The 24,278-nt window shown below is 67.7% G+C and carries 24 protein-coding genes, 1 tRNA gene and 2 riboswitches; of the genes, 20 read left to right on the top strand and 5 right to left on the bottom strand.

Going from position 1 to position 24,278, the window contains the following annotated elements; translation table 11 throughout:
* The 9 genes from LGN17_RS25995 (at window position 1) to LGN17_RS25955 (ending at window position 9,544) form a co-directional block, all read left to right on the top strand.
* Entirely contained in the window at window positions 1–2,667 is a 2,667-nt protein-coding gene (locus tag LGN17_RS25995; protein WP_226199285.1) for a phage tail protein, read from the top strand.
* A gap of 17 nt (window positions 2,668–2,684) precedes the next feature.
* A complete protein-coding gene (locus LGN17_RS25990; RefSeq protein WP_226199283.1) occupies window positions 2,685–3,365 on the top strand; it encodes a tail fiber assembly protein in 681 nt (226 codons plus the stop codon).
* A 60-nt stretch (window positions 3,366–3,425) separates the two neighbouring features.
* On the top strand, window positions 3,426–4,598 hold the full coding sequence (locus LGN17_RS25985; protein ID WP_174916733.1) for a phage tail sheath protein: 1,173 nt from the start codon (window positions 3,426–3,428) through the stop codon (window positions 4,596–4,598).
* Between the two features lie 28 nt (window positions 4,599–4,626).
* A complete protein-coding gene (locus LGN17_RS25980; protein ID WP_048251463.1) occupies window positions 4,627–5,136 on the top strand; it encodes a phage major tail tube protein in 510 nt (169 codons plus the stop codon).
* 75 nt (window positions 5,137–5,211) lie between these two features.
* Window positions 5,212–5,592, top strand: a complete 381-nt coding sequence (locus LGN17_RS25975) for a phage tail assembly protein (RefSeq protein ID WP_413227052.1) — start codon at window positions 5,212–5,214, stop codon at window positions 5,590–5,592.
* 8 nt (window positions 5,593–5,600) lie between these two features.
* Window positions 5,601–5,714, top strand: coding sequence for a GpE family phage tail protein (locus tag LGN17_RS25970; RefSeq protein ID WP_006484104.1), 114 nt, complete (start codon window positions 5,601–5,603; stop codon window positions 5,712–5,714).
* Between the two features lie 249 nt (window positions 5,715–5,963).
* Window positions 5,964–8,021, top strand: a complete 2,058-nt coding sequence (locus tag LGN17_RS25965; protein ID WP_226199281.1) for a hypothetical protein — start codon at window positions 5,964–5,966, stop codon at window positions 8,019–8,021.
* A 24-nt stretch (window positions 8,022–8,045) separates the two neighbouring features.
* On the top strand, window positions 8,046–8,477 hold the full coding sequence (locus tag LGN17_RS25960; RefSeq protein WP_069246823.1) for a phage tail protein: 432 nt from the start codon (window positions 8,046–8,048) through the stop codon (window positions 8,475–8,477).
* Window positions 8,474–9,544, top strand: coding sequence for a phage late control D family protein (locus tag LGN17_RS25955; RefSeq protein ID WP_226199279.1), 1,071 nt, complete (start codon window positions 8,474–8,476; stop codon window positions 9,542–9,544). Before LGN17_RS25960 ends, LGN17_RS25955 begins: the two co-directional genes overlap by 4 nt.
* 146 nt (window positions 9,545–9,690) lie before the next feature.
* On the opposite strand, the gene LGN17_RS25950 is transcribed toward LGN17_RS25955, so the two are convergent.
* Both LGN17_RS25950 and LGN17_RS25945 read right to left on the bottom strand, forming a co-directional pair.
* Window positions 9,691–9,987: a hypothetical protein gene (locus LGN17_RS25950; protein ID WP_226199277.1), complete on the bottom strand. Its 297-nt coding sequence runs from the start codon at window positions 9,985–9,987 to the stop codon at window positions 9,691–9,693.
* Window positions 9,988–10,300: 313 nt separating this feature from the next.
* Window positions 10,301–10,792, bottom strand: a complete 492-nt coding sequence (locus LGN17_RS25945; protein WP_226199263.1) for a helix-turn-helix domain-containing protein — start codon at window positions 10,790–10,792, stop codon at window positions 10,301–10,303.
* A 90-nt stretch (window positions 10,793–10,882) separates the two neighbouring features.
* Between LGN17_RS25945 and LGN17_RS25940 the strand changes: the two genes are divergently transcribed.
* From LGN17_RS25940 to LGN17_RS25925, 4 genes are all read left to right on the top strand, one after another.
* Entirely contained in the window at window positions 10,883–11,098 is a 216-nt protein-coding gene (locus LGN17_RS25940; RefSeq protein ID WP_107312543.1) for a hypothetical protein, read from the top strand.
* 180 nt (window positions 11,099–11,278) lie between these two features.
* Window positions 11,279–11,527 carry an ogr/Delta-like zinc finger family protein gene (locus LGN17_RS25935; protein ID WP_174916740.1) on the top strand — a complete coding sequence of 83 codons (249 nt, stop codon included), beginning with the start codon at window positions 11,279–11,281 and terminating at the stop codon, window positions 11,525–11,527.
* 282 nt (window positions 11,528–11,809) lie between these two features.
* Window positions 11,810–12,061 carry a hypothetical protein gene (locus tag LGN17_RS25930; protein ID WP_226199262.1) on the top strand — a complete coding sequence of 84 codons (252 nt, stop codon included), beginning with the start codon at window positions 11,810–11,812 and terminating at the stop codon, window positions 12,059–12,061.
* A 7-nt stretch (window positions 12,062–12,068) separates the two neighbouring features.
* Window positions 12,069–14,861, top strand: coding sequence for a toprim domain-containing protein (locus LGN17_RS25925; protein ID WP_226199260.1), 2,793 nt, complete (start codon window positions 12,069–12,071; stop codon window positions 14,859–14,861).
* Window positions 14,862–15,280: 419 nt separating this feature from the next.
* Here LGN17_RS25925 and LGN17_RS36570 read toward each other — a convergent pair whose 3' ends face one another.
* Window positions 15,281–15,541, bottom strand: a complete 261-nt coding sequence (locus LGN17_RS36570; RefSeq protein WP_264166070.1) for a hypothetical protein — start codon at window positions 15,539–15,541, stop codon at window positions 15,281–15,283.
* Between LGN17_RS36570 and LGN17_RS25920 the strand changes: the two genes are divergently transcribed.
* Together LGN17_RS25920 and LGN17_RS25915 are read left to right on the top strand one after the other, a co-directional pair.
* Window positions 15,437–15,688, top strand: coding sequence for a DNA-binding protein (locus tag LGN17_RS25920; protein ID WP_264166065.1), 252 nt, complete (start codon window positions 15,437–15,439; stop codon window positions 15,686–15,688). The genes LGN17_RS36570 and LGN17_RS25920 overlap by 105 nt on opposite strands.
* Window positions 15,601–16,671, top strand: coding sequence for a tyrosine-type recombinase/integrase (locus LGN17_RS25915; RefSeq protein ID WP_226199523.1), 1,071 nt, complete (start codon window positions 15,601–15,603; stop codon window positions 16,669–16,671). The genes LGN17_RS25920 and LGN17_RS25915 overlap by 88 nt, the downstream gene beginning before the upstream one ends.
* A 15-nt stretch (window positions 16,672–16,686) precedes the next feature.
* Here the strand turns inward: LGN17_RS25915 and LGN17_RS25910 are convergent.
* Window positions 16,687–16,762 (bottom strand) — tRNA-Arg (locus tag LGN17_RS25910).
* 250 nt (window positions 16,763–17,012) lie between these two features.
* Here LGN17_RS25910 and LGN17_RS25905 point away from each other — a divergent pair.
* Complete coding sequence (locus LGN17_RS25905) at window positions 17,013–17,927, top strand: c-type cytochrome (protein WP_226199258.1); 915 nt, start codon at window positions 17,013–17,015, stop codon at window positions 17,925–17,927.
* A 103-nt stretch (window positions 17,928–18,030) separates the two neighbouring features.
* Here the strand turns inward: LGN17_RS25905 and LGN17_RS25900 are convergent, their stop codons facing one another.
* Window positions 18,031–20,118, bottom strand: coding sequence for a UvrD-helicase domain-containing protein (locus LGN17_RS25900; protein WP_175956730.1), 2,088 nt, complete (start codon window positions 20,116–20,118; stop codon window positions 18,031–18,033).
* 452 nt (window positions 20,119–20,570) lie between these two features.
* Between LGN17_RS25900 and LGN17_RS25895 the strand changes: the two genes are divergently transcribed.
* The 4 genes from LGN17_RS25895 to gcvH all read left to right on the top strand — a co-directional run bounded on the left by LGN17_RS25895 (window position 20,571) and on the right by gcvH (window position 24,238).
* Complete coding sequence (locus LGN17_RS25895) at window positions 20,571–21,629, top strand: oxidoreductase (protein WP_226199256.1); 1,059 nt, start codon at window positions 20,571–20,573, stop codon at window positions 21,627–21,629.
* 158 nt (window positions 21,630–21,787) lie between these two features.
* Complete coding sequence (locus LGN17_RS25890; RefSeq protein ID WP_027788671.1) at window positions 21,788–22,150, top strand: hypothetical protein; 363 nt, start codon at window positions 21,788–21,790, stop codon at window positions 22,148–22,150.
* Window positions 22,151–22,263: 113 nt separating this feature from the next.
* A riboswitch (glycine riboswitch) is annotated at window positions 22,264–22,367 on the top strand.
* A gap of 33 nt (window positions 22,368–22,400) precedes the next feature.
* Window positions 22,401–22,534, top strand: a riboswitch (glycine riboswitch).
* Between the two features lie 84 nt (window positions 22,535–22,618).
* Window positions 22,619–23,737, top strand: coding sequence for a glycine cleavage system aminomethyltransferase GcvT (gcvT, locus tag LGN17_RS25885; RefSeq protein ID WP_175969859.1), 1,119 nt, complete (start codon window positions 22,619–22,621; stop codon window positions 23,735–23,737).
* A gap of 120 nt (window positions 23,738–23,857) precedes the next feature.
* Window positions 23,858–24,238, top strand: a complete 381-nt coding sequence (gcvH, locus tag LGN17_RS25880; protein WP_047899491.1) for a glycine cleavage system protein GcvH — start codon at window positions 23,858–23,860, stop codon at window positions 24,236–24,238.
* Window positions 24,239–24,278 lie beyond the last annotated feature (40 nt).

Raw genomic sequence — 24,278 nt, 5'->3', positions numbered from 1 at the left:
ATGGCAACCCAGATCCTCATCACCGACGCCGGCCGCGCAGCGCTCGTCGCCCCCGGCAACGGCGGCACCAGCGGCCACCTGGTCACGACAATCGGTCTCGCGAATGCGCCCTTCGTCGCCGACAAGGGCCTCACGAAGCTGCCGAACGAGCTCAAGCGCATCACGACGTTCGGCGGCGCCAACATCGCGCCGGACACGATTCACGCGACGCTGAAAGACGACACCGCGGACCAGTACTCGCTGTACGGGTTCGGCCTCTACCTCGAGAATGGCGTACTGCTGGCGGCCTATGGCCAGGCGACACCGATCATGGAGAAGTCGCCAGCCGCGCTGTTGCTGCTGTCGACCGACCTGCAGTTCGCGACGATCGACGCGACCCAGCTCGTGTTCGGCGACGCATCGTTCCTTAACCCCCCGGCGACCACGGAGCGGCAGGGCGTGGTCGAGCTGGCGACGCAGGCGGAAGTAAACGACGGGGCGGACGATACGCGCGCCGTGACGCCGAAAACCGCCGCGTCGCGATACGCGGCACTGACCGGCGCGAAGTTCACCGGCCCAGTCGTCACCGAATTTGATGCCGGCCCGAATACCGCACACGTCACGGTTCGTCCGCCGACCGGCAAGAACGGCCGGGAAAGCCGGGTACGCCTGCACGGCACGTTCGGCGGCAACAACGCCGATACCGGGACGCGCCTGATCGCGACGGTACGGGCGGGCTTCGACAATGGGGCGTGGGGACGCGAGTACGTCGATCTGTGGCTCAACAAGACCGCCAACGACGCCGAGATCGACGCGTACCAGGCGCGTGCCGTGCGCATCACGTACGGCGGCCGCGTGCTGGTAGGCGATGTGCGCAACGACGACGGAAATTCGCGCCTGCGTGTCGGCGGCGATACCGTTGCCGAGGGTACGAGCTATTCGAAGGCTGCATCGATCGACGGCGGCGCCGGCAACTTCTCGACACTGTACTTCACCGACGGCGGCAAGATCCGCTGGTCGATGTTCAAGCGAGACGGCGCGGCGACCGGGGGCAACGGCGGCAACGACTTCGGACTGAACGCGTTCGCGGACGACGGCATAACGCAATTCCCTGCGTTTCGTGTCGATCGCGGTTCGCAAGTTTTCTCGATTCAGAAGCGCATGCTCGTCGGCGACGTTGCAGACGACGGACGCACCGCCATTCGAGCCAAAGGGGCGGTTACGGCCGACTGCATCACGCTCGACAATCCGACCTCAGCCGGTGTCACAGTCAAAGGGAAAGCCGGGTTTTCTGCCGGGATCATTTTCGAGAACACGACCGGCGCGACTGGCCGGAAGTTCAGCCTGTACGTCGCGCCCGATGGCAAGCTGGTGATCGGCGACGAAACCGCTGGCGCGGGTCGATTCATCATCACGCCAGAAGGCCGCGTCTTGATGGGAACGGCCGACGACAACACCGCACGCTTGCAGGTCATCGACAGCATTTCCGTCAACCGCCTCAATGGCGAAGGAAAGCTACTGCTCGGCCAAAACGACGGCTATTTCTTTGCGAATACCGGGCGGGCAGGATGGTATTCACCAAGTGCCGGATCGTTTCAATATCATTTCGCTGAACGTACGCTCAAGATTAATGATCGGGTTGTATGGCACGAGGGAAACGTAACGCCACTCGACCGCTTGAAGGGCGGAACGATGGCCGCGGATATGTGGTTCGATCCCGGCAAACGCATTTTTCTCTCGGAAGGCAGTGCCGGGTCGCCATCGCTCACGTTCAACAACGACGGTGCGCCGGACACCGGCCTGTACCACATCAACGACGGCTCGTTCGGCGTCACCTGCAACTCAGTTCCGCAGATTTCGTTCACGCCTGGCGGAACCACCTTCCAGACACCCGCGAAAGGGCCGACGCCCGCAGCAGGTGACCGATCGACCGCGCTGGCCACGACCGAATGGGTGCTGGCGGCCCTCTCAACGGCGACGGTCGGCCAGATCGTATTCGAGCCGCGCACGCTGCCGCGCGCAGGTTTTCTGAAAGCGAACGGCGTGCTCGTCAATCGTGCCGACTACCCCGCGCTTTGGGCCTATGCGCAGGCCAGCGGCACACTCGTCTCGGACGATGAATGGCGCAACGAGCGATGGGGTTGTTTCTCGCACGGCGACGGCTCGACGACGTTCCGCCTGCCGGAGTTGCGCGGCGAATTCATCCGGTGCTGGGCTGACGGTCGCGACGACATCGACGCGAAACGCGCCATCGGTTCGTATCAAGGCGACCAGAACCGATCGCACGCGCACGGCGCGAGCGCGGCCGCAGTCGGTGACCACGCGCACTCTGCGTGGACCGATGCGCAGGGCTGGCACGGTCACCACGGCTGGACCGCTGGCGTAGGCGATCACCAGCACGTATCGCCGTGGGGCGAGAACCCGAGCTATCGCCCGCCATGGGGGACATGGGGCGCAGCCAACAACCCCGGCTCATCAAGCACCGATAGCGACAACGTGTGGGGGATGACGAGTCCGGCCGGCGGTCACAGCCACGAATTCAACACCGAAGGCGCCGGCACTCACGGCCACAACGTCGGCATCGGCGGCGCCGGCAATCACAGCCACGCCATCACCGTCAACGCGGACGGCGGGAACGAAACACGGCCGCGCAATATCGCGCTGCTCGCGATGATCCGCGCTTACTAACTCTCGGACTCCAACCTATGTTGATTCACCATTACAGCTCGCAGACCGGCGAATACCTGAGCAGCGGCCAGCCCGACGCCGATCCGCGCAACCCCGAACGCTGGCTCGTGCCGTCATGGGCGACGTTCGACGCGCCGCCGGCGCGCACGCCGACGACCTGGCCGTTCTACCGCGACGGCGCATGGACGCTGTTGCCCGACTTCCGCGGCCGCCTCTGCTATCGCACCGATACAGGCGAAGCCGTCGAAATCGCGACCGCCGGCAAGACGCCCGACGAACTCGGCCTGACGACCGAACCGCGACCGTCGCCGCGCCACGCGTGGATCAACGGCGCGTGGGCGATCCCGGCCGCGCTGCTCGAGCGCGAAAAACACGACGCCGCGATGGCCGAGTTCGAGCGCCGGCTGGAAGCCGCCCGCAAGGCCAACGCCGGCAAGGCCGACGCCTATGCAGCGGGCCTGCTCGACGACGAAGGCATCTACTACTTCAAGGCCTGGTCGGCCTACCAGATGGCACTCGTTTCGGTCGTCCAGTCCGACACGTTCCCCGATTCGGTGACGTGGCCGACTACGCCGGCGCCGTACGTACCGCCTCCGCCTCGGCAGCCGGAGCCAGAGCCGCAGCCGGAACCGGATCCCCAACCCCAGCCCGAAGAGCCAAGCGCACCTGCAGCTCCGGTCGCGGACCCCGCGGCCTGATCCGCACGGGATTTCTCCCGTTCTCTTTCATCTGATCTGCACACACAGGAGCCACACACCATGCCGCAGGATTATCACCACGGCGTACGCGTCATCGAAATCAACGAGGGCTCGCGCCCGATCCGCACCGTGTCGACGGCCGTCGTCGGCATCGTCTGCACCGCGTCCGACGCCGACGCCACCGCCTTCCCGCTCGACACGCCCGTCCTGCTGACCAACGTCGTTGCCGCGCTCGGCAAGGCCGGCACCAAGGGCACGCTGCGCCGCACGCTCGATGCGATCGGCCGGCAGACCAAGCCCGTCACGATCGTCGTGCGCGTCGCCGAAGGCAAGGACGCCGCCGAGACGGCGACCAACGTGATCGGCACCGTCACGGCCGACGGCAAGTACACCGGCATGAAGGCGCTGCTCGGCGCGCAAGCGCGCTTCGGCGTAAAGCCGCGCATCCTCGCGACGCCGGGCCTCGACACGCAACCCGTCGCCGCGGCGCTCGCGTCGATCGCGCAGTCGCTGCGCGCATTCGCGTACGTGTCGGCCAACGGCTGCAAGACGAAAGAAGAGGCCGTCGCCTATCGCAAGCAGTTCAGCCAGCGCGAACTGATGGTCGTCTGGCCGGACTTCCTCGCGTGGGACGACACGACCAACAAGACCGTCGTCGTGCCGGCCACCGCGTATGCAGCCGGCCTGCGCGCGAAGATCGACAACGACACCGGCTGGCACAAGACGCTGTCGAACGTCGGCGTGAACGGTGTCACCGGCATCAGCGCCGACGTGTCGTGGGACCTGCAGGATCCGGCGACGGACGCGGGCTTCCTCAACGAGCAGGACGTGACGACGCTCGTGAACCGCAACGGCTTCCGCTTCTGGGGTTCGCGCACGTGCTCGGACGATCCGCTGTTCGCGTTCGAGAACTACACGCGCACCGCGCAGGTCATCGCCGATTCGATCGCCGAAGCGCAGATGGCCATCATCGACGGCCCGCTCAACCCGTCGCTGCCGCGCGACATCATCGAAACGATCAACGCCAAGTTCCGCGAATGGATCTCGCAGGGCTACCTGATCGGCGGCTCGGCGTGGTACGACCCGGAGCCGAACACGACCGACGTGCTGAAGTCCGGCAAGGCGTATCTCGACTACGAATACACGCCGGTGCCGCCGCTCGAAAACCTGATGCTGCGCCAGCGCATCACCGACCGTTACCTCGCCGATTTCGCCGCGCGCGTCAGCGCGTAACGACCGGCCTCACCAGGAGTCAAACACGATGGGTATGCCTCGCAAACTCAAGGGATTCAACCTGTTCCAGAACGGCGAGAACTTCGTCGGCCAGGTTGTCGAAGTCACGCTGCCGAAGCTCACGCGCAAGATGGAGGACTACCAGGGCGGCGGCATGAGCGGCCCGATCAAGGTCGACTTCGGGCAGGAAGGGATCCAGCTCGAATGGACCTGCGGCGGCTTCATGCGCTCCGTGCTCGGGCAATACGCGATCACGAAGCACGACGGCGTGCTGCTGCGCTTCGCCGGCGGCTACCAGTCCGAGGATTCGACCAACGTCGACGCGATCGAGATCGTCATCCGCGGCCGCCACAGCGAAATCGACCCGGGCACCGCGAAGTCGAAGGAAGACACCGCGTTCAAGGTCACGACCGTCGCCAGCTACTACAAGCTGTCCGTGAACGGCCAGGACGTGATCGAGATCGACTTCGTCAACATGATCGAGAAGGTCAACGGCAACGACCTGTTCGCCGCGCTGCGCAACGCGATCGGCCTGTAATCCGCTGCCCGGCCGGTTACGCCGGCCGGGCCTGCCCTGCGCACTTCCCCCCGATTGATCACCGACAGGACCACCATGAATCCGATGCAACCCGACCTGGCCGCGAACGACTCGCAGGCCGATGCGCCCACCGTCACCGCGATCGCCGCGCCCGACCAGGACGATCCGGCCACCCACACGCTCGACACGCCGCTCGTGCGCGGCAACCAGACGATCACGTCGATCACGCTGCGCAAGCCGAAATCGGGCGAACTGCGTGGCGTATCGCTGTCCGACCTCGTCAGCCTCGACGTCGTCGCGCTGTCGAAAGTGCTGCCGCGCATCAGCACGCCGATGCTGACCGAAGCCGACGTCGCCGGCATCGACCCCGCCGACCTCGTGCAGCTGGGAGGCATCTTCGCCGGTTTTTTGATGCCGAAGGCCGTGAAATCCCGACTGGCCTCCCAGACCGCGTAGAAGACCCGATGGCAGACATCGCGACGGTGTTCGGCTGGACGCCGCCCGTGATGGATGCCTTCAGCTTGGCCGAGCTGATGGACTGGCGCGAACGCGCACGAGTACGCGCCGGCGCCCAATGAGCGAAACGATCGACGATGGACAACACCACGAAACTGCGCGTCATGTTCGACATGGTCGACAACATGACGAAGCCCCTGCAAATGATGCTGACCGGCAACCGAGGGCTCGCCGCAGCGCTGAAGGACACGCGCCGCGAGCTGGCTGAACTCGGGACGACGCAGAAGCGCATCGGCGAGTTTCGCGAGATGCGCGGGGGGCTCGCGAAGACCGAATCGGAGCTCGATGCGGCGCGCGGGCGGGTTGCCGCGATGGGCGTTTCGCTGCGCGGGTTCGGGCCGCCGTCGCGCCAGATGATCAGGGACTTCGACAACGCGAAGCGCGCCGTGTCGAGCCTCGCGACTACGTATGACCAGCAGGCCGCACGCGTCGCGAAACTGCGCACCCAGCTGACCGGCGCGGGTATCGACACGCGCAACCTGTCCCGTGACGAGCGCAAGCTGCGCGCGGACATCGCGTCCCGCACCTCGATGATGAACGCCGGCGTGAGCGGGTTCGATGCGCAGCGGCGCAAGCGCATCGACGCGGTGCGCAACGCCGCGCCCAAACTGGTTGCGCGCGGCCAGGCGCTGAAAAACGCCGGCACGAAGGTGCTCGAGGCAGCACGCGGGCCGGTCGACGAAGCAAAGCATGCCGAGAGCGCGGCCCTGCGGCTCCGCATCGCGGGCGCATCGACCGATACGGTGCAATATGCACGCACGCTGAACGTGCGAGGCCGATCGACCACCGACAACCTGGATCTCATGTATGAGGTAAAGAAGGAGTTGCACGACGAGCAACTCGCGAAAGTCGCACTGCCGACCTTGTCGAAGATCAGCTTCTCGAACGCGGCGCTGTACAGCGAGGAAGACGCTAAAGCGAACGACGAGAAGCTGAGAAACATGCTGAAGGTGATCAACCTGCGCGACGGCATGAAAAGCGAAGCGGCCTTCCTTGATGAAGTGGATGCAATCCAGAAGATGCAGACTGGAACCGACAGCAAGGTCAGCGGCGACGAGTGGAACGACTTCGCCGAAGCGGGCGGCAACGCGGCGAAGCAACTGCGCAAGAACGCCTTCTACTTCCAGATGGAGCCGGTCATTCAGACGCTCGGTGGTAAGGACGCCGGCAAGGGGCTCGCTTCGCTGTACGACAGTGTCCTGCAAGGCAAGCTGAGCAGCGGCACGGTACGGCAAATGAAAGCGCTCGGGCTGATCGATCCGAAGCAGGCCGGCAAAGGAAACGCCCTGCTGGGCAGTGACCTGCTGAAGAGTTCTCCCGTCGATTGGCTCGAAAAAGTGTTGCTGCCGAAGCTCACCGCGAGAGGGATCACGCGTCCCGACGACGTGAAAGCGGTGATTGCCAGGGCCTTCCCCAATCAGGACGCGGGAAAGTTTCTGACGACGATATTCGATCAACGCGAACAGATTCACACTGCCGAACGGAACAGTATCGCCGCCCCCGGCATCGATGCCACCCAGTCGATGGCGTTGCAGACGACGCAGGGGCGCGAACTCGCCGCGCAGGCGCGACTACGTGACCTGAAGCGCGAAATCGGCGAGAAGATCACGCCCACGTACAACACCGCGCTGGATTACACCGCCACCGCGACCGAAAAAGTCGTCGGTCTCTTGCAGGAGCACGGCACGGCCGCCGGCATCGTCGCCGCGGCCTATGTGGGGCTCAAGGGCCTGCTCCCGGTTGCGGGAGCCCTTGCGAACAGCATGGGCACCGCGCTCGAATCGACCATCGTGCCCCGCATCGCGTCGATGGGCGCCGGCGCGCTTGAATCCGTGGGCACCACGCTGTCGCGATTCATCCCGCTCGCACTGTCGAGACTCGCTCCCGTCGTGCTCGGGAATCCGTGGACAGCCGCGGCCCTCGGTGTGGGAACGGTCGTCGCCGGAGCAGGAACGTACCTGTGGAAAAACCCTGACGCGTTCGGCGGTGCTGGCGGCTGGATGAAGGAGAAACTCGGTACGCGCGATCCGGCGCCTTCCGCCACCGGCGCCCCGCCAAGCATGGCCCGCACCGCCGCCGCGCTCACGACCACCGCCGCGCTGGTCGGCCCGCCCGCGTTCGCCGCAAGCCCGGCGATCGCCGCGGCCGCCCCGCTCGAGCGCTACAACATGTCGCTCGACTACCGCGCGCCGCTCACGGCGCCGGCCGCCGCTGCCGCCAGCGCCGCGCCCGCGGCCGGCCCCGTCACCATCAACATCGCACCGCCGCCCGGCGCCGATGCGGCCGAGATCGCGCGCATGGTGCGCGCCGAGCTCGAACGCGCCGAACGCGCGAAGGCGTCGCGCGCCGGCTCGCGCCTGTCCGATTGATCGTTCGCTGAAGGAAACCCGCCCATGATGATGTCGCTCGACCAGTTCGTTTTCAGCCTGGCGACCACGCCCTACCAGGAGCTCCAGCGCCAGCGCAACTGGAAGCACCGCACCAGCTCGCGCATCGGCGTGCGCGATGCGAGCCAGTTCACCGGTGCCGGCGACGACACGATCACCCTGTCCGGCATCGTCGCCCCCGACAACGGCATCGGCGAGATCGCGTCGATCGAGGCGCTCGCCCGGATGGGCGACGCCGGCGACGCCTACGTGCTCGTCGACGGGAACGGCAACGTGTACGGCGCGTACGTCATCGACAGCCTCAACGAGACGGCCACGTATCACACGAAGGAAGGCATCGCACGCAAGATCGCGTTCACGCTGACGCTCAAGCGCGTCGACGACGGCGTGCTTGCCGAGCCGCAGCAGGACGACGAAAGCGGAGCGGACGAGCAATGAGCACGCAGGAACGCAAGCCGGGCGACGCGCCGGCCCGCGCGGGTCGCGTGCAGCCGCAGGCCGACTACCGGATCACGCTCGACGGCCGCGACCTGTCGCGCCTGATCGCGCCCAACCTCATCAGCCTGTCGCTGTCGGAATCGCGCGCGGACGAGGCCGACATGCTCGACCTGGTGCTCGACGACGCGCGCGGCACGTTCGCGATTCCGAAGCGTGGCGCGAGCATCAAGCTGTCGATCGGCTGGGTCGGCGAGCCGCTCGTCGACAAGGGCGCGTTCACGGTCGATGAAGTCGAGCACAGCGGCGCACCGGACGTCATCACGATCCGCGCGCGCTCGGCATCGATGACGAACGACATGCACGAGCGCCGCGAGAAAAGCTGGCACCGGCAAACGATCGGCGCGATCGTGCGCACCATCGCGACCCGCTACGGGCTCACGGCCGCCGTCGACGCCACGCTCGCCGCGACGCGGATCGACCATGTCGACCAGACGCAGGAATCCGACATGTCGTTCCTGACGCGCCTCGCCAGGCGCTACGACGCGGTGATGACCGTGAAGGACAAGCGTCTGCTGTTCATGCCGATCGGCAGCGGCAAGACCGTCAGCGGCAAGCCGCTCGACGTGCTGGCCATCACGCGCGCAAGCGGCGACCAGCATCGCTACCACATCGCTCAACGCGACGACTACACGTCGGTGCGCGCGCACTATCACTCGAACGGCAGCGCGCGGCGGCTGTCGGTGGTCGTCGGCGACGCGCAAGGCAAGAACGTCAAGGTGCTGCCGGAGGATTACGCGACGCAAGCCGAGGCCCGGGCGGCCGCGCAAGCCGACTATGCGCGCACGCAGCGTGGCCAGTCGACACTGAGCTACACGCTCGCACTGGGCCGGCCCGAACTGTTTCCGGAGATGCCCGTCACCGTGACGGGGTTCAAGCCGGAAATCGACGACACGCCGTGGCTCGTGAAAAAGGCGACGCATACGATCGGCGAGGGTGGGTTCACGACCGCGCTCGAGCTCGAGGTACGCGATGCGCCAAAGCAGTCGGGTCGAGCCGGCAAGCGCTGACGGGTGAAGGAGCGGCCCGTGCCGGCGATCGCGGTGGCGAATTCAGGATCTCGGGGGGCGGAGCGAGGCAACGCGCGGGATGCGCGGCTCGGGTTCGGTGCAGCGGCCGGAGCGAATGCCGGCCGGCGGGGATCGGTCGCGGCGGTTCAGCTCGATTGCTGACGCCCGCCGAGCGTCATGCGCGTGTCCCGCGCGTCGCCGCATTGCTGCAACGTGGCGCGCGCATCGCGCAAATTGGCCATCGCCTGCAGCGCGGCCTCGAGCACCTGCCCGACCGACAGCATCGCGCTGTCGATCGCGGCGTGCGCGTCGGCCCGCTCGTCGTCGCTCAGGTCCGGACGATATCGCGGCGGGCCCATCGTCAATCCGCGCGTGTCCGCGCGGTGGTCGGCGTGCGCCGACGCGCCGATCGTCCCGATGTCGTGCTTCCTGTTGGTGTCCATTTTCCGGTCTCCGCAAACTCAGTCATCCACCGGGGGCCGCCCGACACGACGGGTCGCCTCGGAACGCCCCGCCGCCAGCTCACCGGCTTTCAGAATGCTAAACCAATACTGTATGGATATACAGTGATTCGTCCGATTTTATCCGATGACCTTGCGCGGCGCGCTCAGTGCACCGCCGTGGCATCGGGAAACGGGTAGGAGAAGGGCTGCCCGCGCCGCCGCACGCGCTGCGGCCCGGATCGGGCAGCGTGCGACCGCGTGCAGCGCGGCTGCCGGCATGCGCGGCAGAGGGTGTGTCGGGCCGCGCGGCCGCTTATTTCTTCGATTGCTTAGCCGCGCGCTCGGACTTCAGCCGTTCGACCTCGGCCATGGCCCGCTCGACGTTTTCCGCCGTGCGCTGATCGAGCGCCGCCCGGCGATTCTCCGGCAGGCGCTTCGCGCGCCGCGGCGCCGCCGCCTGCACCATCGCGCCCGTGCTGATGCAGCTGGCGAGAAACGCGTGCAGCGACGCCTTGCCGGCGTCGTTGAGCTGCCGGTACATCGCCAGCACGTCGGCTTCGTCCGCGTCGCGGCTGCCGGCCGCAGGCGCCGGTTCGCCTGCGGCGGATCGCTCACCGGTCAGCACGTAGCCGATATCGACACCGATCTCGCGAACGGCCAGCAGATAGGCCGCGTCGGGAGAGCGCTCATCCGACTCGTATGCCGACTGCGAGCGCCTCGCGACACCGCCCACGGTCGCGAACTCGTCCTGGCTGAGCCCGATCCGCAGGCGCTCGTCCCGCAAGCGACTCCCGATTTGTGTCATAAATTACCCATTAACAATTGACGCGCTGTTTTTTGCTCATTACACTGGCCTTACCGTAACGCAAGACTATCTCGACAAAGTATACCGACCATGACTACTCCCAAAGGCCCGCGCCGTTCGCCGCGCGGCACGATGTCGGACAAACCCGTCTACGTGGGGCTGACGCCTGTCGAACGCGGCGAGCTCGAGCAGCTCGCCGCGCAGCGCAACCGCTCGATCTCCAGCATGGCGCGCGAGCTGATCCGCATCGGCGCGAGCCACCTGCGCGCGATCGCGACGCCGCGCTCGCGCACCGTCGGCCGTTGAACCGGGCGCCGTCATGTTCCGCACCTTCGAACGCGCCCGACCGTCCGTGCCCGCAGCGTCGATTGTGAGCCGCGCGCACGCCCGCACCAATCCGCCGATCGGCCAGCGATGCAGCCGGATCGCCCGCGCAGCCCACTGCCCGCCCGGCCATGCGCAGACTCTCGCCCGGAGCACGCCCCCATGCGAATCCTGAACCGTTGCCCGCACTGCCGCACCCGCGCCACCGCACGCAGCAGCCGCGAAATGTCGCTGACGTTCCGCGAAATCACCTTCCAGTGCGCGAATCCGGAGTGCGGCCACACGTACGTCGTCAACATGGAATTCGCCCGCACGCTGTCGCCGTCCGCCGTCCCGAACCTCTCGTTGCAGTTGCCGCTCTCGCCGCACGTGCGCGAACGCCTGGCCGCGCAACTCGAGCTGCCGGTCTGACGCACTGGGGCCTGTTCACGCTAATAACGCACGTTTCCCCTGTTTGGAAAAAATCGTTCGTGGGGCCAGCGCAAGCCCGTTATTAGCGTGAACAGGCCCTAACCCTCGTTCCCGCGTTTCCCTCGCATCGTGCCTGAACGGCGCGAGGGATCGTCTTTGCCATTGAAAAGGACACCTCATGATCCCGATCCAAGCGGGCCGCGCCATCCAATGCCCCGCCAGCCCGGCGATTGCCCGCCGCCCTGCGCACGGCGTGCGGGTCGACGGCCCGGAGGCGCGCACATGAACCGCTACGCCACCGAACCCGCGCCGCACGACGCCGCGCTGCGCGCCGCCATCGCGGCGGCGGCCGACACGCTGAACTTCGACGCCCCGCCGGACAGCCCCGAGCGGCAACGCACGCTCGGCCGTTTCGTGTCGGCGCTCGCCGATCGCCTCGCGCTCGGTTTCCCGCAATCCGCCGCTGCACTGCGCGCGCTCGCCGGCTCACCGGCCACACCGCCCGCACCACCGCAACCCGCACGACAGCAATGACCAAGACATGGCCTCGATCGACGAACTGAAACGACACATCGACCTGCATGACCTTGCCGGCCGTCTCGACCTGAAACGCGGCCGCGGCGGCGACCGCGCACTCTATCACTCGCCGCAGCACGCGGACCGGAGCCCGTCGCTGTCGATCTATGCGAATCACCCGAAGTACGGCACCGGCTGGCGCGATCACAGCGCCGACGCCGGCGGCTCGTGCATCGACCTCGTGATCCACGCACGCGGCGGCACGGTCGCCGACGCCGTCCGCTATCTCCACGACGCGTACGGTCTGCCGTCCGAGCGCCAGCCCCCCGTCGAGCGCCGCGAGAAATCCACCGTCGAATACATCGCCGACCGCTGCACGGCCGAGCGCGACCGCGTGCGCGACTACCTCGGCGGCCGCGGCATTTCCGGCGCGGCGCTCGACGCGGCGTTCGCGGCGCGCACGCTCGGCTTCAATACATGGACGAGCCCGAAGATCGCCGCCGGCGATGTCGGCCACGGCGGCCCCGCCGCCGCGTTCGTGGTGCGCGCGCCGGGCGACGCGCGCGTCGTCGCGGTCGACATGCGCTACGTCGACCCCGCGCTCAACGGCGGCGTCAAGACCCAGACCCAGGGCGACAAGGCCGGCTACGGCTGGACCGCCGACGCGCGCCGGCTCGACCGCGCGAAACGCGTGATCGTCGTCGAAAGCGCGATCAATGCGCTGTCGATCGACACGTGCGCCCTCCCCGGCACGGCCGCGCTTGCGCTGCGCGGCCTCGCGAACGTCGAACGCATCGACTTCGCGTTCCTGCGCGGCAAGCAGGTCACGATCTGCCTGGACAACGACGAGCCATTCGCGGAAGGCCACCCGCGCGCCGGGCAGCGCCCCGGCCCCGAGGCCGCGTGGGTGCTCCACGAACGGCTGACCGCGCTGGATATCAGCGCCATGCTGGTCGACCAGTCGGACTGGCTGGCGGATCTGGCGGACGGCGACGCCGCGCGCACGCCGATCAACGACGTGAACGACTACCTGCAGCTGCGCGGCCCGGCCGAACTGGCACGCGCGCTCGACCAGCTCGAACCGTGGCTCGTCGCCGGCCTGCCCGGCGACGCATCGCGCCGCGGCCGGCCGCGCATCTTCCTGCCGTCGCACGATTTCGCGCAGTACTGGCGCTTCCGCGTCCGGCCGGACTTCACCAGCTACATCACGAAGATGGACCGCAACGAGGAATCCGGCGTCGACACGCCCGTGATGACCGACCTGTGCGGCTTCCGCATCGCCGGCATCAGCCGCGTGGCCGTCGCGAGCGCGACGTCGACGATGACCGGCGACGCCGACCAGGCGCCCACCGTCTACTTTGCCGTGTCGGTGCAGGCGCCGCGGCACGGTGCGCAGCTGATCCGCCGCGTGATGCTCGACGACCAGCTGCACAACGTCGACCAGTGGAGCAAGTTCGGCCCGATCTGGGCGCCGGCGCCGTTCAAGCGGATGGTGAACATCCTCGAGCGCGGCGCCGACCTGGGCGCGCGCCGCGCCGCGAACTTCGTCGGGCTCGCGTGGCGCGACGGGCGGCTGATCGTCAACGAAGGCCCCGACTGCTACTTCACCGAAGCGGACAAGCAGTGCCCGTATCACAACCTGACGTTCCCGGGCGGCCCGGTGAGCGACGCGCGCCGCGTGATCGCGGCCTACCAGACGACGTTCCGGCAGAACGCCGCGACGATCCCGCTCGTGTGGGCGCTCGGCGGCCACCTGAAGGCGCTGCTCGGCTTCTGGCCGCATCTGACGATCCAGGCGAACAAGGGCGCGGGCAAGTCGACGCTCATCAAGCGGCTCGAACGCTCGCTCGCGTTCACGATGTTCTCGGGGCAATCGCTGCAGACCGAATTCCGCCTGCTGACCAGCATCAGCCACACGAGCCACCCGGTTGGCTGGGAAGAACTGTCGGCACGGCGGCAGGACGTGATCGACAAGGCGGTCGGGCTGCTGCAGGAGAACTACCAGTACACGGTGACGCGGCGCGGCACCGACATGACCGAATACCTGCTGTGCGCGCCGGTGATGCTCGCCGGCGAAGACGTGCCGGTGCGCAGCCTGCTCGGCAAGCTCGTGCGCACGACGCTGACCGGCAAGCGCGGGCCGCTGCTGCCCGACGACCTGCCGCGCTTCCCGGTCCGGCAATGGCTCGAGTTCCTGACCGGGCTGGACCGCCGCACCGCGCTCGAGCAGTACGCGACGCTGCGCGACAAGGCGCTCGCCGGCTGCCGCGCGAGCGGCGAGGACGACGGCGCGCGGCGCATGGCCGGCAACTACGCGGCCATCGGGCTCGCCTGGCGCTACCTGTGCGAATTCGCCGGCATGGACCCGAGCGAAGGCGATTTCCCGCGCGACCTGATCGCCGAGATGAACGGGCACGTCGCCGAAACCAGCGCCGACCGCGAGCCGTGGGTCTGGATCATGGAAACGGTGCTGTCGGAAATCGACGGCGGCAACTACAAGCATCCGTACACCTTCGACACCGTCGACGGCGAATTCTGCCTGCTGCTGCGCACCGGGCACGTGATGGATCACCTCGCGCACACGAGCGCGCTGCGCGACAAGTGGAACGGCCTGCCGGTGAAGTCCGATCGCGTGTTCAAGGCGCAGCTCAAGCACGCCGGCGTCGTGGTCGGCGAGAAGGAGGTCGAGCGCCGCATCTACATGCGCCGCGTGCCGTACCTGACGCCCGTGTCGCTCGAACGCCTGGCCGCATTCGGCCTGCACGTGTCGGTGCGCGAGGACCTGGCGACCGACGCGCTGCACGGAGGCCGCCCATGAGCCGCGCCCAGTCCGGCCCGCCACCGCACGGCGGATACCGCCGGGAGCGGACAGGCAGCGCGCGCGAGTCGTGGCTGTCGCGGGTGCCGGCTCGCAAGTCCTTGATTCCTGAAGGAACTGCCGCCTTGCATCGCGCCGGTTTCGCCATGTGTGTCGCCGCTTTTGCCATGAGTCCGGTTGGCGCGGCGACTGCGGCCCCTTCTTCTTTCTCTCTCTTCAACTCATTGAAGAAAAAGAAGAAAGAGACCCGGGAAGCCATAGCGACCCGCCGCCATCGCGCACCACGAGTCAGGGGCGCACCGCCATCGGTCGCCGGCGATGCCGCCGTTTCGCGCCACGGGTCCTGCACGGGCGCCACGCATGAATGATGGCAACCGATGGCCAACAAAACGCTTGAACATCAACGTGTTATGCACTCTTCACACGCGATCCACCATTCCACGAGTTGCGCTGCGTGCCCGCCTGGCGCGCGGCCTGCCGACAGCGCGCATCCGGCCACCGTCGACCTGGCCGGCGCCGCGGCCCTGCTCGGCGCCCATCCCGAAACGGTGCGCCTGAAGGCCCGGGCCGGCGCGCTGCCCGGCCGCAAGGTCGGCAAGCGCTGGATCTTTTCGATCGCCGCCCTGCAGCGCTACCTCGCCGGCGAATGGCTCCCGCCAGCCGCCCAAAACGATCAGCAAGAGGAAACCCGCCCATGTCGCTCTACAAACGCAAAACCAGCCCGAACTGGCAATACAAGCTGTACCCCCCTGGCGGCGGAACGCCGATACAGGGAAGCACTGGCACCCGCGACAAAGCGCAGGCCCAGGAATTCCACGACCGGCTGAAGGTCGACCTGTGGAACCAGGCGCGGCTCGGCACGAAGCCGCGCCATTCGTGGAACGACGCGGTCGTGCGCTACGTCGGCGAACGCGCGGGCCTCGCCAGCCTGGAAACGTCGAAGATTCACCTGCGCTGGCTCGACCGGCACCTGTCCGGCGTCGCGCTCGCCGATATCGACCGGAACCGCGTCGACGCGATCGCGCTCGCCAAGCGCCAGGAGCCGCGCACGGTGCGCACCCGGCACGGCATCGTCGAGACCGACCGGGCCGTCAGCGACGGCACCGTGCGTCGCGTGATCGGCGTGCTGAAGTCGGTGTTGAATGCGGCGGTCGAATGGGAATGGCTGGAGCGCGCGCCGGTCACGAAACGCGCGAAGATCGTCTCGAAACGCATCCGCTGGCTGACCCCGGAGGAAGCGGAGCGGCTGCTCGCCGAACTGCCCGCGCATCTCGCCGATATGGCGCGCTTCAGCCTCGAGACGGGCCTGCGCCGCGCCAACGTGACGGGGCTGCGGTGGTCGCAAGTCGACCTTGCGCGGCGCGTCGCGTGGATCCACCCGGACCAGGCGAAGGCGCGCAAGGCCATCACGGTGCCGCTCTCGGATACCGCGATCGCCGTGCTGCGCCGCCAGCACGCGAACCCGCGGGCGCCGGAATGCGCGGACAGCGTGTTCACCTATCGCGGCAGGCCGGTCTACCAGACGGCAACGGCCGCATGGGCCAAGGCGCTGCAGCGTGCCGGCCTGAGCGATTTCCGCTGGCACGACCTGCGTCACACCTGGGCGAGCTGGCACGTGCAGCGCGGCACGCCGCTGCAGGTGCTCAAGGAACTGGGCGGATGGGAGACGATGGAAATGGTGCAGCGGTACGCGCACCTGTCGGCCGACCACCTCGCGCAGTGGGTCACGCCGCTGACGGCCGAGCCCGTGCCCGTGCCAGCTGCAATTCAGCTGCAACGAGACAGTGCGACGAACGGGGAAAACCGCTGAGAGCCTGACTAGGCTTGGCGCGCCCGGCTGGGATCGAACCAGCAACCCCTGCCTTCGGAGGGCAGTACTCTATCCATTGAGCTACGGGCGCGTGAGACAGTGAAGCGACCCCATATACAGGCCGCCCACGATTGGCAAGACGGCAAGGATACCCGGTTTCCCATGACGCGTCCACCGTGCCCGACGAATCCCTGCCGGGCCGCGCTGCGTGCGGGTAAACACGCGCCATCGCACCGCTCGCCGTGATGTAAACGTTCCGTCTATAATCGACCGGGCTTCATTGGACTGCCATTTGCCGTTGCACCGCGCTCACAATTCCTATTCACGGAGACGAGGCAAGCATGAGCGAAGCACCCCACGAATCTCCCGTCAAAACCCCCGGGCAACTGATTGCCGTCATCATCGCGTCGTTCGCGATCCCGATCATCCTGATCGTCCTGTTCGCCAACTATGCGAACCATGCGTTCCGTTACGGCGCCGGCACGGACGCGCTGTCCGACGAGCAGGTCGCCGCGCGCATCGCCCCGCTTGCGCAGGTCGACGTGAAGGACGCCAGCGCGCCCCGCACGTACAAGACCGGCGAGGAAGTCTACAAGGCCGTCTGCGTGACCTGCCACGGCACGGGCGCCGCCGGCGCACCGAAGTTCGGCAACAAGGACGACTGGGCGCCGCGCATCTCGCAAGGCTTCGACACGCTGCTGAAGACGGCCCTCGCCGGCAAGGGCGCGATGCCGCCGCGCGGCGGCACGAGCCCCGACGACGTCAGCGACTATGAAATCGCCCGCGCGATCGTCTACATGGCGAACAACGACGGCGCGAACTTCCCCGAACCGGCCGCACCGGCCGCCAATGCGGCACCGGCTGCCAGCGGTGCCGCAGGCGTCGCGGCGGGCGCCGCAGGCGCATCGGACGCGGCCGACGCCGCGAGCGCGCAGATCGCCGCCGCGCAGGCCGCGATCGCCGCAATCCCGAAGGCCGGCGCAGCACCGGCGGCCGCGCCGACCAGCGCCGACGCCGCATCCGCCGGCAAGGCGCTGTATACGCAGGTCTGCCAGGCCTGCCACGCCGCCGGCGTGCTCGGCGCGCCGAAGTTCGGCAGCAAGGAAGACTGGGCGCCGCGCCTGAAAGACTCGATGGATACGGTCTACAACTACGCGCTGCACGGCAAGGGCGCGATGCCGCCGAAGGGCGGGTCGAACGCGTCGGATGCCGACGTGAAGGCCGCCGTCGACTACATGGTCAACGCGTCGAAGTAAGCCCACCCGGCAGTCAGTAAAAAACCCCCGCGACGCATACGCATCGCGGGGGTTCTGTTTTTTCGGCAGGCCACTTGAGCGCCGGAACGCCCGGGCCCACGCGTCACTTCTGCAGCAACGCCTTCAGGCTCGCGAGCCGGTCCTTCGGCGACATCGGCGCCTCTTCCGGCGTCGGCGGCGGCGCCTCGTCGAGCCCCATCTCCGGGATGAAGCGCGACGGTTCGCACACGACCGTCTCGCGCGCCCGCTTGCGCTTCTTGCACCAGTTCAGGTGCAGGCTGCGCTGCGCGCGCGTGATCGCGACGTACATCAGCCGGCGCTCCTCCTCGATCCGCTCGTTGTCGATCGGGCCGTCGTCCTCGGAGCCGCCGCGGTGCGGCATGATGCCCTCCTCGACGCCGACCAGGAACACGTGCGGATACTCGAGCCCCTTCGACGCATGGACGGTCGACAGGCGCACGGCGTCCGGATCCTCTTCCTTGCCCTCGAGCATCGACATCAGCGCGACGGTCTGGATCAGGCCGAGCAGGTTCTTGCCCGTATCGGCGAGCCCGTCCGCGTTGTGGAAACCTTCCGCCTCGCCGTCGACGGCCTCCGCCTCGGGTTTGGTGCCCTTGCGCTTCAGCCATTCGAGGAATTCGAGCACGTTCTGCCACTTCGACTGCGCCTGCCGCTCGTCGAACGCGTCGTACAGGTACGCCTCGTAGTGGATCGCCTCCATCATGTCGTCGAGCACGACGGTGGCAGGATCCTTGTCCGCGCGCTCGGTCAGGCGCTGGATGAAGTCGCAGAACATCCGCAGCGGCTCGACCTGCCGCGCGGACAGCCGCGCCTCGATCCCGCCCATGTACACGGCCTCGAACAGCGACACTTTCGCCTGACCCGCGAACGAGCCGAGCGCTTCGAGCGTCGTGTTGCCGATCCCGCGGCGCGGCGTGGTGACCGCGCGGATGAACGCGGGATCGTCGTCGGCGTTCGCGATCAGCCGCAGGTACGCGCACAGATCCTTGATCTCGGCCTTGTCGAAGAACGACTGGCCGCCCGACAGCACGTACGGGATCCGCTCGCGCCGCAGCACCTGCTCGAAGATCCGCGCCTGGAAGTTGCCGCGATACAGGATCGCGTAGTCGCGGAACTGCGCGCGCCGCTCGAACTTGTGCGCGGACAGCCGGAACACGACCGATTCGGCTTCATGCTCTTCGTCGTTGCATGGCGTGACGGTGATCGAATCGCCCATCCCGTGCTCGGACCACAGCTTCTTCTCGAACAGTTTCGGGTTGTTCGCGATCACGTTGTTCGCGGCAGTGAGGATGCGCACCGTCGACCGGTAGTTCTGCTCGAGCTTGATCACATGCAGCTTCGGGAAATCCTTGCCGAGCTGCGCGAGGTTCTCGAGCGTCGCGCCGCGCCAGCCGTAGATCGCCTGGTCGTCGTCACCCACCGCCGTGAATGCGGCGCGCGGGCCGGCGAGCAGCTTCAGCAGCTCGTACTGGCACGCGTTGGTGTCCTGGTACTCGTCGATCAGCAGGTAGCGCAGCTTGTTCTGCCAGCGGTCGCGCACCTGCTCGTTCTTCGCGAACAGCTCGGCGGGCAGGCGGATCAGGTCGTCGAAGTCGACCGCCTGGTACGCGTGCAGCGTCGCGACGTAGTTGCGGTAGACCAGCGCGGCCTGGTGCTCGTCCTCGTTGGCCGCGATCGCCATCGCCTCGTCGGGCATGATCAGGCCGTTCTTCCACAGCGAGATGATGCTCTGGATCTTGCGGATCAGGCCCTTGTCGGTCGTGCCGAGCTGCTCCTGGATCATCCCGAAGCAGTCGTCGGAATCCATGATCGAGAACTGCGGCTTCAGGCCGACGTGCTCGGCCTCCTGGCGCAGGATCTGCACGCCGAGCGAGTGGAACGTGCAGACGGTGAGCTGGTTGACGGGCACCTTGCGGCCTTCCTTGCCGGGCGTGGTGAGCGTCTTGCCCTCGAGCAGCTTCCCCACGCGCTCGCGCATTTCGGCGGCCGCCTTGTTCGTGAACGTGACGGCGGCGATGTGGCGCGGCTCGAAGCCTTTCGCTTCGATCAGGTGCGCGATCTTCTGCGTGATCACGCGGGTCTTGCCGCTGCCCGCGCCGGCGAGCACGAGACAGGGACCGTCGAGGTAGCGCACCGCTTCGTTCTGGGCGGGATTGAGGCCTGCGGACATGATGGCGGATGGTGTTGCGGTTGACGGCGGAACGCCGGGAGGATGCCTTGCGCGGCAGGCTGGCGAAGCAGGCGGACGCGCGGGCAGGACGCGCATGTTAACACGGCGGCGGCGTGCTTTTCGGGAGCACCGCCGGGCGGGGCTGTGCAGGCCGACCGGCCGGCCGCCCCCTGTCCGTCCGGCCAATCCGGCCCCGTTCTCGCACCGATCGGCCACAATATGTCCACCCGGCGCAGCCGCCTGCGCCGCGTGGGCTGGGCAGGTCGCCGCGCACGTGCGGCCTGCGCGTTCGCGCAAGCAAAATGCCGGCTTTCCTTGCGCAGGCGCCGGATCGCACCGCGCATTCCGCCCAACGCGCCAGTGCAAGCGGCGGCGCCATGCCAAAATAGCCGGTCGTCTTCGCGCCGTCTCGGCGCACCATCCTTTAGTTTCCTTCGCAGCCAGGGATTGCCATGTCGTCATTGCTCAGGATTGGTTTGATGGGTTTCGGTTTCGCCGGCGCGACGTTCCACGCGCCCGTGATCGCCACGAGCGGCCGCACTGAAGTCGCCGCGATCGCGACGGGTCAGCCCGACCGCGCGCAGGCCGCGTATCCGGGCGCGCGTGTCGTCCCCGATCTCGACACGCTGCTCGGCCTCGACGACATCGAGTGCGTGGTGATCGCCACGCCGAATGACACGCACTTCGCGCTCGCGCGCCAGGTGCTCGAAGCCGGCCGTCACGTGGTCGTCGACAAGCCCGTCACGCTCACCGCCGACGAGGCGCTCGCGCTCGCACGGCTCGCGAACGCGCGCAGCCGGCTGTTCGCGCCGTTCCACAACCGCCGCTGGGACGGCGACTTCCTCACCGTGCGCCGTGTCGTCGAATCGGGCGAGCTCGGCCGGCTGACCTGTTTCGAATCGCACTTCGACCGCTTCCGCCCAACGCCGCGCACGCGCTGGCGCGAGGAGCCCGCCCGCGGCGGCGGCCTGCTGCTCGACCTCGGCCCGCACCTGATCGACCAGGCGCTTGCGCTGTTCGGCGTGCCGGAAACCGTGAGCGCGACCGTCAAGACGCGCCGCGACAACGGCACGGCGCCCGATTTCGTGCACCTGCAGCTCGGCTATCCGGACAAGGACGTCGTGCTGCACGCGAGCGCGCTGTCGGCGATCGAACCCGCGCGCTTCACGCTGCACGGCACACGCGGCAGCTACCAGAAGTTCGGGCTCGACACGCAGGAAGACCAGCTCAAGGCCGGCCTCACCGCGGACGACGTCGAATTCGGCGGCGGCAACCCGCCCGGCCTGCTGCGCGTGCTCGACGGCGACGTCGAGGTCGAGGTCGAGCGCCCGGTGCCGACGCTCGATGGCCAGTACGCGGAGTTCTACCGCGCACTCGCCGCGTCGATCCGCGACGGCGCGCCGTTCCCCGTCACCGCGCAGGACGCCGTCGACGTGATGACGATCATCGAGCTCGCCGCGCAAAGCGAGCACGATGGCCGCCGGCTGCCGTTCGTGCGCCGCACGATCTGACACCGCGCGCCGGCCGGTCATGGCCGGCCAGCGCACGCGCACTTGGATCAGCAGGAACATTCGGTTACAAATGCCGGGGGAACGAAAGTCAGCGCCCGACCGGTCTGACGCGTTTCTCAAAAAAGTCGATCCGACACCAATCCGTCAGGAGAATGTTGATGCAACGGTTGATTCGCGCAGCTGCGTGCTGCGTCCTGGTTTCCTCGCTTGCGGCCTGTATCGTGCAGCCGCAGCAGCCGGTCCGCCCGGCACCCCCGCCGCGGCCGAATCCGCAGGTCGTCGCGAACGAGCGGATGCAGCAGATCCAGGGCCGGATCGACAACCTGCATCGCCGCATCGATGCGCGCGTGAACGGCGGCTACTATCCGCCGCCGTACGGCGCGCAGCTTCATCACCGCCTCGACGTGATCCGCCAGGAAGCGAACGACATGTCCGCGCAGCACAGCGGCGGCCTGTCCGGCGACGAGCAGCGTGTGCTGAACCAGGAACTCGACACGGCCGCACGCGCGATCGGCGAGTAACGCTCCGGCACCCGCCGGAGCGGAAAAAGCGGCGGCACCGGGTGCCGCCGCTTGTCGCGAAGCGACATTCTTTTGCTCAAATTGACAAGGCCCACCCGCTCGCGTACAGTCGCCCGCACGCGTCGGGAGAGCGTGTAACCGGGCTGCTTCAGCACCGGTTGCGCCGCCGAAGGGGCACACCCGCAAACTCTCAGGCAAAAGGACCGACCGCGTCGGGGAATCCCGTCCGCGCATTGCGCGGGCCACACTCTCCCCGCACTCTGGAGAGCGGCAGTAGCCCGCAGCGCATCGGTTGCGCGGGCAGGCTGCCCACCGAAGGGGCGCGCGTTCGCCAGGCCTGGCCGGCAGCGCAATCTCTCAGGTATCGAGGACAGAGGGGCATGTACCGGATCGCTCGCAGGCCATCGGCCGCGGCGGTCGGCACATGGCCGTTCTGATCCGCGCGCAAGCGCCTTGCCTGAGGCCTCGATGACTGCACTGAATCACACCCCGCTCAACGCCGCGCACCGCGCGCTCAATGCCCGCATGGTCGACTTCGGCGGCTGGGACATGCCCGTCAACTACGGCTCGCAGATCGAAGAACACGAAGCCGTGCGCACCGACGCCGGCATGTTCGACGTGTCGCACATGTGCGTCGTCGATTTCACCGGCAGCCGCGTGCGCGCGTTCTTCGAGCATGCGATCGCGAACAACGTCGGCAAGCTCAAGACGCCCGGCAAGGCACTCTACTCGTGCCTGCTCAATCCGCAGGGCGGCGTCATCGACGACCTGATCGTCTACTACTTCACCGAAGAATTCTTCCGCGTCGTCGTCAACGCCGGCACGGCCGAGAAAGACATCGCGTGGTTCAACCAGCTGAACGAGCAAGGCGGCTTCGGCGTGACGATCGCGCCGCGCCGCGATTTCGCGATCGTCGCCGTCCAGGGCCCGAACGCCCGCGAAAAAACCTGGACGACCGTGCCCGCCGCGCGTGCCGCGACGAGCGAACTGAAGCCGTTCAACGCCGCGCAGGTCGCCGGCACGCCGTTCGGCGATCTCACTGTCGCGCGCACCGGCTATACCGGTGAAGACGGTTTCGAAGTGATCGTCCCGGCCGTGCACGTCGAAGCGCTGTGGAACGCGCTGCAGCAAAACGGCGTGCGCCCGTGCGGGCTCGGCGCGCGCGACACGCTGCGCCTCGAGGCCGGCATGAACCTGTACGGCCAGGACATGGACGACACCGTCTCGCCGCTCGACGCGGGCCTCGCGTGGACGGTCGACCTCTCCGCGCCGCGCGACTTCGTCGGCCGCGCCGCACTGGAAGCCAACGGCACCCGCGCCGCGTTCGTCGGCCTGATCCTGCAGAAGGAAAACGGCAAGGCGGGCGGCGTGCTGCGCGCGCACCAGAAGGTCGTCACGCCGCACGGCGAAGGCGAGATCACGAGCGGCACGTTCTCGCCGTCGATGCAGGAATCGATCGCGTTCGCGCGCGTGCCGGCGGCCGTCCAGATCGGCGACCTGGTCCAGGTGCAAATTCGCGACAAGAATCTTCCCGCGCGCGTGGTAAAACTGCCGTTCGTGCGCAACGGCAAGGTCCTCGCTGCGTAACGGCCGGGAGGCCCGCCTCCCGGGAAGCCGGGAGATGGCGCCCGGCGCAACACCACACCCGGCGCGCCCCGGCGGCGCGCCAGCAAAAACGAATCACACCCTTTTATCCAGGAGCATCCGATGAGCAACGTCCCGGCCGATCTGAAATACACCGACGAACACGAGTGGATCCGCACCGAGGCAGACGGCACGCTGACGGTCGGCATCACCGATCACGCGCAGAGCACGCTCGGCGACATCGTCTTCCTCGAACTGCCGGCAGTCGGCAAGCAGGTGAAGGAAGGCGACGCCGTCGGCGTCGTCGAATCGGTGAAGGCTGCATCCGACATCTACTCGCCGGTGTCCGGCGAGGTCGTCGCCGTCAATACGGAAGCCGCCGACGCACCGGAAGAAGTGAACAGCGACGCGTACGGCGTGTGGCTCTTCAAGATCAAGCTCGCGGCCGGCGCATCGACCGACAAGCTGATCGACGCTGCCGCCTACACCAAGCTGATCGACTAATTTCCTCACCCGAACCGCGCGGGGCCGGCCAGCCGCCCCG

Origin of the sequence: Burkholderia sp. AU30280 (assembly GCF_020420125.1) — a bacterium.
GTDB lineage: Bacteria > Pseudomonadota > Gammaproteobacteria > Burkholderiales > Burkholderiaceae > Burkholderia.
Note: the sequence above shows the minus strand (reverse complement) of the source record. Positions and strands in the feature narration are given on the sequence as shown.